11 protein-coding genes are annotated in these 13,037 nt (G+C 66.9%); 5 read left to right on the top strand and 6 right to left on the bottom strand.

The features are described 5' to 3' along the window. Positions 1-32: 32 nt before the first annotated feature. The 3 genes from FFI87_RS31905 to FFI87_RS31895 all read right to left on the bottom strand — a co-directional run bounded on the left by FFI87_RS31905 (position 33) and on the right by FFI87_RS31895 (position 3,664). Positions 33-1,559, bottom strand: a complete 1,527-nt coding sequence (locus FFI87_RS31905) for an amidase (RefSeq protein ID WP_012372582.1) — start codon at positions 1,557-1,559, stop codon at positions 33-35. 57 nt (positions 1,560-1,616) lie between these two features. Beyond that, entirely contained in the window at positions 1,617-2,669 is a 1,053-nt protein-coding gene (locus FFI87_RS31900; RefSeq protein WP_012372581.1) for a phenylacetaldoxime dehydratase family protein, read from the bottom strand. 98 nt (positions 2,670-2,767) lie between these two features. Next, the gene (locus tag FFI87_RS31895; protein WP_012372580.1) at positions 2,768-3,664 is read right to left on the bottom strand and encodes a transporter; all 897 of its coding nucleotides are present in this window, start codon (positions 3,662-3,664) and stop codon (positions 2,768-2,770) included. Positions 3,665-4,088: 424 nt separating this feature from the next. Between FFI87_RS31895 and nthA the strand changes: the two genes are divergently transcribed. Genes nthA through FFI87_RS31880 form a run of 3 tightly spaced genes read left to right on the top strand, consistent with a single transcriptional unit; the run spans position 4,089 to position 6,630 of the window. Beyond that, positions 4,089-4,688 (top strand): nitrile hydratase subunit alpha, encoded by a 600-nt coding sequence (nthA, locus tag FFI87_RS31890; protein ID WP_012372579.1) that lies wholly within the window; start codon positions 4,089-4,091, stop codon positions 4,686-4,688. Positions 4,689-4,732: 44 nt separating this feature from the next. Further along, positions 4,733-5,389, top strand: a complete 657-nt coding sequence (gene nthB / locus FFI87_RS31885) for a nitrile hydratase subunit beta (protein ID WP_138850462.1) — start codon at positions 4,733-4,735, stop codon at positions 5,387-5,389. Next, positions 5,386-6,630: a GTP-binding protein gene (locus FFI87_RS31880; RefSeq protein WP_138850461.1), complete on the top strand. Its 1,245-nt coding sequence runs from the start codon at positions 5,386-5,388 to the stop codon at positions 6,628-6,630. Before nthB ends, FFI87_RS31880 begins: the two co-directional genes overlap by 4 nt. 241 nt (positions 6,631-6,871) lie before the next feature. Here FFI87_RS31880 and FFI87_RS31870 read toward each other — a convergent pair whose 3' ends face one another. Further along, entirely contained in the window at positions 6,872-8,176 is a 1,305-nt protein-coding gene (locus FFI87_RS31870; protein ID WP_012372576.1) for a HipA domain-containing protein, read from the bottom strand. Beyond that, a complete protein-coding gene (locus tag FFI87_RS31865) occupies positions 8,166-8,450 on the bottom strand; it encodes a multiprotein-bridging factor 1 family protein (protein ID WP_006752887.1) in 285 nt (94 codons plus the stop codon). Before FFI87_RS31865 ends, FFI87_RS31870 begins: the two co-directional genes overlap by 11 nt. A 309-nt stretch (positions 8,451-8,759) precedes the next feature. On the opposite strand from FFI87_RS31865, the gene FFI87_RS31860 reads away from it, so the two are divergent. Next, positions 8,760-9,470 carry an MgtC/SapB family protein gene (locus FFI87_RS31860; RefSeq protein ID WP_138850460.1) on the top strand — a complete coding sequence of 237 codons (711 nt, stop codon included), beginning with the start codon at positions 8,760-8,762 and terminating at the stop codon, positions 9,468-9,470. Between the two features lie 55 nt (positions 9,471-9,525). On the opposite strand, the gene FFI87_RS31855 is transcribed toward FFI87_RS31860, so the two are convergent. Further along, the gene (locus FFI87_RS31855; RefSeq protein WP_138850459.1) at positions 9,526-11,718 is read right to left on the bottom strand and encodes an ATP-binding protein; all 2,193 of its coding nucleotides are present in this window, start codon (positions 11,716-11,718) and stop codon (positions 9,526-9,528) included. A 377-nt stretch (positions 11,719-12,095) separates the two neighbouring features. On the opposite strand from FFI87_RS31855, the gene FFI87_RS31850 reads away from it, so the two are divergent. After that, complete coding sequence (locus FFI87_RS31850; protein ID WP_011661405.1) at positions 12,096-13,022, top strand: TauD/TfdA dioxygenase family protein; 927 nt, start codon at positions 12,096-12,098, stop codon at positions 13,020-13,022. Positions 13,023-13,037 lie beyond the last annotated feature (15 nt).

The raw sequence follows: 13,037 nt of genomic DNA, 5'->3' as shown, positions 1-13,037 counted from the left end.
ACGCGACAGGGTGCACCGACGTGCCCGGCTCATTATGCGAACGTCGTCTGGCGCCAGTCGGACGACTGTTCATACGCATAGGCGCACCGGTAGATCGTCGCCTCGTCGAAGCGACGCCCGACCAGTTGCAGCCCGATCGGTAGATCTTCCGCGATCCCGCAGGGAAGCGACATTGCCGGATGTCCGGATACGTCGAACGGTGCCGTATTCGCGAGCATCTCGAACGCGCGCGTCAGCGATTCGGACATCGGGCAACCGGGCTCCGGCAGTTTCGACGCGCGTATCGGCACGGTCGGCATCAACAAAAGATCATACGATTGCAGGGCCGTGTCGTAATCCGCCCGCAGCCGCCGTGCGAGGTTCTGGCACTTCGCGTAATAGCGGCCGCGATACCGGCTCGTGAAATATTCTCCGAGCAGCATCGTCACCTTGACGGTATCCGGCAGCTCGTCGGCACGCTCGCGCCAGCCCGCGTGATGATCGATCATGCCCGTCACGTACAGGCCGCCCCAGTTGAAGCCGTGGCTGTTGCCCTTCATCATCTGCTGAGTCGCGCCTTCGGCGGCAATCGGCAGCCAGATCGCCGTTCCGGTCGCATGCAACGGCACCGATACCTCGTCGACCTTCGCGCCAAGCTGGCGCAACCGGTGCGCGGCGACGAGCACGGCCTCGTCGACGACCGCCTCCGAATTCGCGAGTCCAAACCCTTCGCGCAGGATGCCGATCCGCAGGCCGGCTATGCCGTCCCGGATCGCACCGAGATAGTCGGCGCGCGGCGGCAGCGCCCGCTGGCGCGGGTCGACCCCGTCGTCACCGGCGATCACGTCGAGCAGCAGCGCGTTGTCGAGCACGTTGCCCGTCATCGGCCCGAGGTGATCGACGGTCGCCTCGATTGGCATTGCGCCGGTATACGGGACCAGGCCGTGCGTCGGCTTCATTCCGTAGACACCGCAATACGCGGACGGAATCCGCACCGAGCCGCCCTGGTCGCTGCCGAGCGCCATGTCGACTTCGCCGCTCGCGATCAGCGCACCGCTGCCGGACGACGAACCGCCGGCCGAATGTCCGGCCTTGCGCGGATTGAGCACGGGCCCGGACGCGCTCGTATGCGAGCCGCCGGAAAAACAGTAGTACTCGCAGGTCGACTTGCCGGCGATTGTCGCGCCGGCGTCGAGCATCCGCGTGACGACAGTCGCGTCGACGTCGGGCACGTAACCTTCGAACGTGCTCGCGCCGTTGCGCATCGGCACGCCGCCGACGCAGATGTTGTCTTTCACGGCCATGGTCTTGCCGCGCAGCTTGCCGTCGGCGGCGCCGTGGATCGTGCTCTTGCGCGCCCACGCGCCATAACGGTTTTCGTCGCCTTCCGGGCGGTAGCCCGGCGTGCGCGGATACGCGATGGTCGGCAGATAGTCGGGCAGCGCGTCGATCGCGTCGTACGCGTCGAAATTCGCCTGCAGCGCGTCGTCGTAATCGGCGAGCTGCCGGGCATCGACATGAAAGCCGAAGCCGGCTGCGATGTCGGAAAGTTGTTCGCGGGTCGGGCGTTTGATGGCCATCGACGTTCTCCAGTTCAGTAAGGCGGCGCCGCCCGCACTGCGCGGCGCCGGCACGATTCAGCGGGCGGCGGCGTCGCGCATCATCCCGGTTGTCGGATGGCAGTTCACGTATTCGTAGACCTGATGTTTCGCGTCGAATACGGACACCTCGTGATACAGCCGCAGCTTCGACAGCCCGGTGACGACGCGAAAGAACGTGACGAAGATCCGAAGATGAGTCGGATGCGACTCCGCCCATCGCTCGAGGCGGTCGAGCGAGCGCCAGTGGCCGATGTTGTAACTCTCGTCGAGCAGATTGCCGTCGAGATCGATCGACCGCACGTAGCGGTTGCTATAGCAGCCGACGTCGACGCCGTTGTCGCGCAGGAATTCCATCCCGCTGCGAAGCGTCGGCTCGATCTCGTCGAGATACAGCCGGCGTTCGTCGTCTTCGGCCGCACGCCAGTCCTGCCCGGAGCGGATCAGCGCGATGTTGTCGTGCGCCAGCACGACCACGCGGCCGCCGCGCGCCGGATCACCCGCGACGATCCGCAATTCGCCGTCCGCATGCATCCAGTCGGTTTGCGAAATCGGGAACCGGTCGCGCATCGACCCCCAGTAACCGTGTTCCTCGATCTCGCCACTGACGCCGTCCATGATCGAACCGACACCGGGAAAATCGTTCGTGAACGCGTACAGCGTCTCGAACTGCTCCGCGCGCGGCGCGACGATCTCGCGGAAGTAGCCGATGCCGTCCGCGAGTCGCGCGTCGGATGCCCACCATTCGGCGACCGCCGGCGACGCGATCCAGCGCGCGTATGCGTCAGGGTCGCGCCAGTAGCCGACGGCGATCAGATTGTCGTAGCCCTGGTTGTCGGTGTGCTGCGTCAGATCATGATTGCCCGGGCCGTCCGGCGCATCGAAATCGGCGACGATCCGGCGCAGCGCGGCCAGTGCGACGGAGCGCTTGTCGGCGCCGCGATACTGCACGCCGAAATAGCCCATCACGACCTGGCTCAGGTCTTCCGCCGCACGGGCGACGTACATCGGGAACGGCGGCTGGTAGTCGTCGGCGACACGGCGTGACAGCGTGCGCGGGCAGACCAGGTGTTTATCGATTGCGGATTCCATGCATGGCCTCATTGGAAAGGGAGTCGGGTGTCGACGAATCAACTGTCGGTAAAACGAATCGATATGCGCCGGAAGCAGAACCCGGCGCCGGCTCATCGTCAGAAGATGTGCGCGTAACGCAGGCCGACGAGCAGGCTGTTCTTCGGCCCGTTGCGCACGCTCAGGTCGGTGCCGAGCTGGACCTGTACCTGGTCGGCCTTCGTCACGAACTTCGACGCGGTCAGCCGCATCCGCGTCGTGCGCAGCGCGTCATGGCCGTCGACACCGTCGACGCGCGTTTCGCCGCCCCAGAATTGCGTGATCCCTAAGCCGAGCGATGTGCCTGGATCAGGCATGTAGCGAACCATCGCCTGCGCGCTGTAGCTCATCCGCTGATGCAGCGTCGCACCGCTTGCGCCGTACGACGTGTTGTTGCCGTACCAGATCGCGTCGCCGACGAGGTCGAGCGCCCACTGCGCCGAGAAATGCTTCACGTACGCGGCCTGGAAGTCGAGCGACCAGCGGTTCGCGCCGAGATTCAGGCCGCGGTTCTGGTCGTAGCTTCCGGTCGGCGCATACAGGTAGACGGTCGCGGCGATCACGTCCTTCGCTTCGTTCAGGCGGAATTTCAGCGGCGCGGTCAGAATCACGTCGCCGACGCCGGTCGTGCTGCCGAGCGCGCTCGCATTGCCGAAGCCGCTCACGTGGCCGAACGGCAGCAGCACCTGCGGATCGATCGTCAGCCGGTCGGTCAGCTGGAATACGTGCAGCAGGCGCGCGATGCCGATGTTCGACTGCAGGTCGAAATTCGACGTCTTGCTGCCGTTCGCGTAATACGCGTTCGTCGCCGAATAGTTGTAATACAGCACGCCGATGGTCGCGCCGACCGGATACTGCTCGTAGTCGCCCGGATCGACCTCGACCGCGCCCGCGTAATGCGACGCGACGACCAGCAGCGATGCGCCGATCCAGTGCGCGATTCGCTTCAGTTTCATTCTGTTGACGTTGTCCATCATGCCCCTTGCCTGGATGCGCAGATACCATCGCGTCCGATGTGCGACGCACGCGCGCCGTTGCCGGACGCCGGAGTCGTGGTGTGCTGCACGCTGTTATCCATCGGCGCATCGGGTGCGCCGACGATTCGCGACACCGAACGGCCGTCGCTTGAGGATGAGAATAGGGAGGCAAAATCCGCGATTCTGTTTTCCGGCGGAACAAGAAATTGGTTGTGGCGGGCCTCTGCCGTCGATGCCATGCAGTCGCAACAAAGGCAGGTGTCGGATCCGTCTCAGCACAGTTTCCGATCCGTGCCGGCAAAGAACCGCGCTTTTTCTCTTCTTAACCTACTCGTCGAGCGTGACCGATACGACGTGTCCGCGCCCCGCCAGGGAAGCAGCGGCGTGGCGGCGGTCGACCCGAACCACCACGAGGAGCCCCACGATGAGCGCGAACCACTCTGCAGAAACAGCATCGACACCCGGCGAACGCGCCTGGGCGCTGTTTCGCGTGATGAAAGAGAAAAACCTGATCCCGGACGGCTATATAGAAGGCCTGACGGAACTGATGTCGACGACCTGGGACCCGGCCAACGGTGCGCGGATCGTCGCGCGCGCGTGGGCCGATCCGGGGTTTCGCGAGCTGCTGTTGAAGGACGGTACCGCCGCGTGTGCGCAGTTCGGTTACACCGGCCCGCAGGGCGAATACATCGTCGCGCTCGAAGATACGCCGACGCTGAAGAACGTGATCGTCTGCAGCCTGTGCTCGTGCACGAACTGGCCGGTGCTCGGGCTGCCGCCCGAGTGGTACAAGGGTTTCGAATACCGCGCGCGGCTCGTCCGCGAGGGGCGCACGGTGCTGCGCGAACTCGGTACCGACTTGCCCGACGACGTCGTCGTGAAGGTCTGGGACACGACGGCCGAAAGCCGCTACCTGGTGCTGCCCGTGCGTCCCGCCGGCACCGAGCACATGACCGAGGAACAACTGCGAACGCTTGTCACGAAGGACGTGCTGATCGGCGTCGCGCTGCCGCGCGCGAGCTGATCCGCGCCGCATTCCCTTATCGACCTTCATTTCGGAGATCACAGATGGACGGCTTTCACGACCTCGGCGGATTCCAGGGCTTCGGCGAGGTGCCGCACACGATCAACAGCCTCGGCTACAAGCCGGTCTTCAAGGAAGACTGGGAACATCTCGCATACAGCTTGATGTTCGTCGGTGTCGATCAATTGAAAAAGTTCAGCGTCGACGAAGTGCGTCACGCGGTCGAACGGATCGAAGTGCGCCAGCATGTCGGCACGCGCTACTACGAACGCTACGTGATCGCGACCGCGACGCTGCTCGTCGAAACCGGCGTGCTGACGCAGGACGAACTCGACCGCGCGCTCGGTTCGCACTTCCGGCTCGCGAATCCGTCGCATTCCGTCGGCCGGGCGGCGCCCGCCGGCGCGACGCGGTTCGAGGTCGGCGATCGCGTCGTCGTGCGCGACGAATACGTGAGCGGACACGTCCGGGCACCGGGCTACGTGCGAGGAAAGGCAGGCGTCGTGCTGCACCGGACGACCGAATCGTGGCCGTTCCCGGACGCGATCGGTCACGGCGACACCGGCGCCGCGCATCAGCCGACCTATCACGTCGAATTCCGCGTGAGGGATCTGTGGGGCGACGACGCCGCCGACGACGGTTATGTCGTGGCCGATTTGTTCGAAGGCTACCTGGATCGCGCGCCGGAGACGCGCGCATGAATGCGCTGGCGAATCAACCCGCGCCGGCCGGCCCGCCGGCGCGGATTCCGGTGACGGTACTGTCCGGATTCCTCGGCGCCGGGAAGACGACGCTGCTGAATTACATCCTGCGCAATCGCGCCGGCCTGAAGGTGGCCGTGATCGTCAACGACATGAGCGAAGTGAACGTCGACGCCGACGATGTGCGACGCAACGTCGAGCTGCATCGCGGCGTGGACGAACTGGTCGAGATGAGCAACGGCTGCATCTGTTGCACGCTGCGCGCCGATCTGCTCGATCAGGTCAGCACGCTCGCGCGACAACAGCGCTTCGATTACCTGCTGATCGAGTCGACTGGAATCTCGGAGCCCATGCCGGTCGCGGAGACGTTCGCGTTCCTCGATCGCGACGGCTTCAGCCTCAGCGAACTCGCGCGGCTCGATACGCTCGTCACGGTAGTCAACGGCGAGACGTTCGAGGACATGATCACGTCGGAAGAACCGGCCTCGGACGGAAGTGAAACCGGGCAGCCACGCAAGCTGTCGGACCTGCTGATCGAACAGGTCGAGTATGCGAACGTCGTCCTCGTCAGCCGATTCGATCGGATCGGCGATGCGGGTTTCGACAGGCTGCGCGCGGTGCTCGCGTCGTTGAATCCATCCGCGCGGATTCTGCCGATGCAGGACGGTGAAATCGATCCGTCGGACGTGCTCGATACCCGGCGCTTTGACCTGCCGGCGCTCGTCGAATCTCCGGGATGGATGCGCCACATGCAGGTCGACCCACGACCGTCGGAGTCCGACACATACGGAATCGGATCGTGGGTCTATCGCGAACGTGCGCCGTTTCATCCGGCGCGCCTGCTCGCCTGGCTGCGGCGGCCGTGGACCAACGGCCGGTTACTTCGCTGCAAGGGCTATGCATGGGCTGCGCACCGCCATGAGGAGATCGGCATGCTCGTGCAGACGGGGGGGCGGTTCCAGTGGGGCTATGTCGGCCGCTGGTGGCGATTCGTGCCGCAGTCGGACTGGCCGCGCGACGACTATCGCCGCGCCGGCGTGCTGGAAAAATGGGCGGAGCCGGTCGGCGATTGCCGGCAGGAAATCGTGTTCATCGGGCAGTCGATCGATCACGGACGGTTGCGCCGCGAACTCGATGCGTGCCTGTTGACGGTGGAGGAAATCGAGGCGGGACCAGAATCGTGGGCGGCGTTTCCGCAAGCCGACGCGTTCGACGCGCTCGTGGCCATCGAACATCCGTGACGCTTGCTGGCCCGCCGGTCAGCGATGAATTTGCGATGTCGCCGTGGTCACGTGCGGCGACGAGGAGGCCGGCGTGCGGCCGCACGCGATCGATCCCGAGGCGGCCGAGCGTCTATGGGCGCACTCCGCTGCGCTGACGGGAGTCGACGCCTTCGCGGTGCGCCGCTGAGCGGGTGTCCCGGCGGGGGAGGCCCGCGGCGAAGCGCAGTGCCCGCCGGCGCGCTTTTCCACCCAACCCGGCTCAATCCCGCATCGACCGAAGCGCCCGCCCCATCTCCGCGATCGGCATCGCGACGATCGAATTCAGCAACCGCATCTCCCCGGCGTCCGGCCGCGCGATTTCCCGCACTTCGTCGAGCGTCTGCGCGACGTGGCGATCGAGCGGCTCGAGAAAGCGCCGCAGTTCGCTGGCCGCCGCCTTGCCTCTGAGCCCGAGCGCCTCGCCGAATGCGATCAACGCATCCACATCGATATCGGCAAACCGCGTCGCGCTGCCGAGCGGCATCGTCAGTTCGCAGTGCGGCCAATGATCGCCGCGATGGTCGGGCCGGTGCGTCGGCGTGTGATAGACGACCGTGCTGACGATGTCGTAGAACGGTGCGAGCCGGTAGCCGCGCGCGTCGACGAAGAACGACAGGTTCTTCAGATGCGCGTCGGCATTGCCCACCACCACGTTGAACACGGTCCAGCGGAACACCGACAGGCGCGCCAGCGCGCGCGTGCTGGTGCGCTCGATCGCGCGCGCCAGCTCCTGCGCATTCGCGCGCTGGTACTTGAAGCCGCGGTCGTAGTTGAGCAGCTGCATCGCGTCGATCGTATGCACGCGCCCAGCGGGCGCCGACGCGACGTCGCGATCGAACCGGTCGATCACGTAGCACGCGGACGGCGCACGCAGGAAGTGCACGTCGGGCACGTCGAGCCCCATCTTCCTCGCGAGCTTCATGCAGAAGAATTCGTTGATCGCCGAGTGCGGGTAGCCGGCCGCGCGCATGTCCGGCTTGAGCAGATGCATCGACGGCTCGCTGCCGACCGGCTCGTACAGCGTGTAGTCGGGCGCGTCGCCGCGCAACACCAGCAGCAGCTTCTGCTGCGCGCCGGCCGCCGACATGCGCTTGGGCGCGGTGGCCGTCAGCGCGCGCTCGGGCATCGCCTGGATCCGGCGTTCGAGTTCGTCGAGCGACAGCGGCTGCAGGCTGCCGGGCGCTTCCCGCTCGCCGTCGGCGAGCAGCGTCAGCGCGCCGGCCGATTCGCGCCCGAAGTATGCGAGCAGGCCCCATGCGTCGGCGGCATCGACCTTCGCCTCGCGGGCGAGCGACGTGCGCATGCCTTCCTCGGGCAGCAGGTTGTCGAAGAACCACTGGACGGGGCGATCGGTCGACGTGTCGGTGAAGGTATCCGCGCGCAGCGCGAACGCCGGCGACAGCGGGTACGCGGCCGCGGACGCGAGCCACTGCGGATCGTATGCGAACGACCAGATACCTTTGTCGTCGGTCAGCGTGCCCATGCGCACGCCGTTGGCGGAGGCGATCAGCGTTCTAGCCGCCATGGCTGCTCCTGCGGCGTTGCGCGGCCTTCAGCGCGGTGGCTTCCGAAATCTCGACCGACGACTCCGCGTACAGGCGCACGCCGAGTTCGCCGAGCAGCAGCATGACCTTGCCGATTTGCGCGGTCGGCTTTCCGGCTTCCACCTGGCTGATGAATTTCGGCGACAGCCCGGTCGCGTTCGCGAGTTCGTCGCGCGTGAACCCCTGCTGGAGCCGCGTCGCGCGAATGAGGTGGGCGAGCGCGCCGATCGTGTCGACGGACTGGGACTCCGACATGACGTTCTCCGTGCTTCGTATCTGATCGGGAACAGTATCGCACAACGCGCCGGCCAGGGCACCATTTCGTATCCACTCAGGAACGAAGATCTGTTCACGGCAAGTCGGTGCGTCATTTCGTACCCGATCGGAAACGGTGGAGCGTTCAATCGCCGCGTGCGGCTATGGCCGTATCCGATCGGATACACCGAGAACGGGATGTGGCGTCGCGCACTGCTCGCGCGGCCGGGCTCGAACCTTGCGCCCCGGCAGTGTCGTCCGCGGTCGTACCGCGACGCATCTCGCATGACGATTTGCATGGAGGCGCGCATGGAGCCGATGCCGGTCGTACTTCACTGGACCGATGCTCTCCTCAGGATTGCGCTGGCGCTCGTCGCGGCCGGGCTGGTCGGCCTCGATCGCAGTGAAGCCGGCAAGACGGCCGGGCTTCGCACGACGATCCTCGTCTGCCTCGCCGCGTGCCTGGCGATGCTGCAGGTGAATGCGCTGCTGATGCAGGCCGGCAAGCCGGAGGGCGCGTTTGCGGTGATCGACCCGATGCGGCTGCCGCTCGGCATCCTGACCGGGATGGGCTTCATCGGCGGGGGCGCAATCCTGCATCGCGACGGCCTCGTCTCCGGCGTGACCACGGCAGCGACGCTGTGGTTCGTCACGATCATCGGACTGTGCATCGGCGGCGGCCAGTTGTCGCTCGGCGCGCTCGGGCTCGTGCTCGCATTGCTCGTCGTGTGGCCGCTGCGGCTGGTCGAGGAACGGCTGCGCGGCGTCAGGACTGCGCGGGTCACGGTCGAATACGAACTCGGCTCGACGGCGCGCGAGCGGCTGACGACCCGGCTGCACGCCGCGGGATTCACGTGCCGCACGCGCGGCTTTCACGAATCGGTCGCGCGTGCGCTGCGCGAGGAGGAGCTGCTCGTGCAGTGGCGCGAGCAGGCCAACACCGACGTGATGCTGCCGCAACTGATCCGGACTCTCGAGTCGGCCGGGCTGACGTCGGTCCGCTGTTCATCGGAGAACTGAGCCGCGCGCCGCCGCCCGCCGTCGCCGGCGCGCATGTACCGGAGCCGTGTCGCGGTCAGCGTCCGGCTTCGGCGCCCGTGCCGTCGTGTGCATCGCCGCCCGGCCGGGGCAGCATCATCGCGAGATGCAGCGCGGCCGGATCGACCGGCTTCACGAAGTGCTGCAGGAACCCGGTGGCGAGGCAGCGCTCGCGATCCGCGCTGCGGCCATAACCGGTCAGCGCGAGGAACATGCACGTCGTGACTTCGTTGATCGCCTTCAGCCGCCGCAGCAGCTCGTAGCCGTCCATCACCGGCAGCCCGATATCGAGGATCGCGACGTCGGGACGGTACGCGCGGTAGGCGGCCAGCGCGGTCACCGGGTCGTGCACGACGGCGACTTCGTGGCCGGCGTCACGCAGCCATTGCGCGAGCGTCGACGCGGCATCCTCGTTGTCGTCGACCAGCATCACGCGCCGGCCCGTGCTGCCCGGCGCCAACTCGCGGATGCCCGGCGGCGGCTGCGGCGTGACCACCGCCACGGCTTTCGGCCGGTATTCGGGCAGCGCGATCGTAAACGTGCTGCCGCAGCCGGGGCCGGCGCTGTCCGCGCGCACCGTGCCGCCATGCAGGTTCACGAGGCTGCGCACGAGTGCGAGGCCGATGCCGAGGCCGCCGTGCGCCTGCTTCGTTTCGCCGTCGAGCCGGTAGAACGGCTCGAAGATGCTGTCGAGGCGGTCGGGCGGAATGCCGGCGCCGTTGTCGCAAACCTCGATGATCGCGGCGCCGTCCGCGCCGTGCGTCGCGCGCACGGTGATGTCGCCGCCCGGCATCGTGTATTTCGCCGCGTTGGTCAGCAGGTTCGCGACCACCTGCGACAGCCGTACCGGGTCGCCGTGGCAGCGCGCGTCGGGATCGGCGTCGACATGCAGGCGGTGACGGCGCTGCTCGAGCAGCGGGCTGGCGACCTCGACCGCGCGGTCGACGATGTCCGCGAGCCGCAAGGATTCCTTCTTCAGCGTGATCTTGCCGCGCGTGATGCGCGACACGTCGAGCAGGTCGTCGATCAGCCGGACCATGTGATCGAGCTGCCGCTGGATGATCGCGATCTCGTTCGGCGTCGCCTGACCGTCGCGGTTGCGGATCAGCTCGAGCGCGAGCGAGATCGGCGTCAGCGGATTGCGCAGCTCGTGGCCGAGCACCGCGAGAAACTGGTCCTTCGCCTGGTTCGCGTCGCGCAGTTCGCCCAGCAGCCGGTCGCGCTCGGCATTCGCGGCGACGAGCTTCTCGCGCGCGGCGACGTGCTCGGTCACCTCGACCGCGCTGACGATCACGCCGAGCCCCTCGGCGAGCGGCTGTGGATTGAAATGCAGCCGGTACACGCGGGCGGCGCCGTCCGGTTCGGGCCGGTCGTGGTGCTCGCCGATCGTCGTCGAGCAGCCTTGCTCGCGGGCGGTTTCAAGCGCCAGCACGATCGCGGGCGTGTCGCCGCCGGGCAGCACCGACGTCAGCGGCCGGTCGACGATGTCGGTCCGGCCGCACAGCGCGGAGAAGCGGTGATTCGCGAGCACGATCCGGTGCTCCGGGCCCGACAGCAGCGCGATCGGCAACGGCGCATGCATCAGCACGCCGTTGCGTTGCTGTTCGGCGTCCTCGCGGCGGCGGATCTCGTCGCTCAGTGCGCGCGAGCGTTGCTGGGACAGCGCCAGCGTCAGGTGCAGCTCGTTTTCGTCGTTGCGCAGCGACGCGGCGGGCAGGATGCGGCGGTGCAGCGAGCACACGTGGCGGAACATCTCCGACTGCTCGGCGCTCGGAAACGCGTCATGCGAATAGCCGCAGTAGAGCGAGAAGCGGTAGCGCGCGATCAGTTCGTCCCATAACGCTTCCAGTCGCAGGGCGCCGACGTATCGGTCCTGCGCGCACAGCAGGGAGACCATTTCTCCGAATGCATGCACGGGGCGGCCGGCGCGGACCGCGGCTTCGACGATCGTGCCGACCGAGCGGCGAAAGCGCGCCGGATCGGGCAGGTCGCCGTCCATGAAGCTGTCGAGCAGGGCCTGCGCGCTCGACATGAAGATCCGGTCGCGGGCCGCGGCGCCGATGGCCGTGCCGAGCGCATCCAGGCGTTCGTGCACCGCCGCGAGCCGGTCGGCTCGCGCGATCACGATCGCGCTGCCGCCGTCGCGCAACGCATCGGCAGCGAACGACGCGACCTCCGACACGAGCTGCTCGTCGGATTCGTAGAACTGGACGAAATGATCGGCCCGCATCAGGGCCGATTCCAGCAGGGGAGAGTCAGGTGTCATAGCTCACGACCAGGCGATTGCCGGTGGCGGCCGGCGTCCCACTGCCGTCGCCGTCGCCATATCCGGGCCGATGTGAGCAAGCTGCGTGCCGCCTGCTCGGGGGAGGTCCGGCGGCCTTGCGGCGCGGGCCTCGGCGGCCCGCGGGCGGTGCCGGACGCCACCGGTTTTGTAAATTCTGGAAACGCGGTGTGCAAGATAGGTGCGCGATCCGGCCGGCACGGCCCGTCGCTTGAGCACCGATCCTTTATCGCCGCAGCAGATAAACGTATCGGAATCGCTTCGTTGACGCAATCCGGCACGCGCTCGTAGATTCGCATTTTTACCGAATCAGGGGCTGTATCGTGACGACTTCCGCCATCCGCGCCGCATCGACGTCCGCTGGCCATCGGGCCGCGTTGCCGCCGGAAGCCGGCGCGCAGCGATTCGACATCGTCCCGTTCGATGCGCCGCTCGGCGCCGAAGTCGTCGGCATCGACCTGTCGCAACCGCTCGGCGCCGCCGATTTCGCGCGCGTCCATCGCGCGCATCTCGACCATCACGTGCTGGTGTTTCGCGACCAGCGCATCACGCCGGACGAACACGTCGCGTTCAGCCGCCGCTTCGGCCCGCTGCAGATCCATGTGCTGCACCAGTTCGCGCTGGCCGCGCATCCGGAAGTGCTGATCGTGTCGAACATCGTCGAGAACGGCCGGCCGATCGGGCTCGGCGACGCCGGCCATTTCTGGCACTCCGATCTGTCGTACAAGGAAAAGCCGAGCCTCGGCTCGCTGCTGCATGCGCAGGAGCTGCCGGCCGAAGGCGGCGACACGCTGTTCGCGAACATGCATCTCGCGTGGGATACGCTGCCCGCGCACCTGCGTCGCGCGGTCGAAGGGCGGCGTGCCGAGCATACGTATCTGGCGCGCTATGCCGAGCTGCAGGCGCGCAGCCCGTGGCGGCCGAACCTGTCGGCCGAGCAGATCGCGCAAGTCGAGGCGGTGGTGCATCCGGTCGTGCGCACGCATCCGGAAACGGGCCGCAAGGCGTTGTTCGTCAGCGAGCATTTCACGACGCGCATCGTCGATCTGCCCGAAGACGAAAGCCGCGCGCTGCTCGACGAACTGTTCGCGCATAGCGTGCGTGCCGAGCATCTGTATCGGCACCACTGGCGCGCGCACGACCTCGTGTTCTGGGACAACCGCTCGCTGATGCATCTGGCGGCCGGCACGCCCGACCATCTGCGCCGCAAGCTGTACCGCACGACGATCGAAGGCGACGCGCCGTTCTGAGCGTCGCGCGTCGTC

It is taken from the genome of Burkholderia sp. KBS0801, assembly GCF_005937855.2.
Classification (GTDB): Bacteria; Pseudomonadota; Gammaproteobacteria; order Burkholderiales; family Burkholderiaceae; genus Burkholderia; species Burkholderia ambifaria.
The sequence above is the reverse complement of the archived record's forward strand: the minus strand, read 5'-3'. Positions and strand labels throughout refer to the sequence as shown.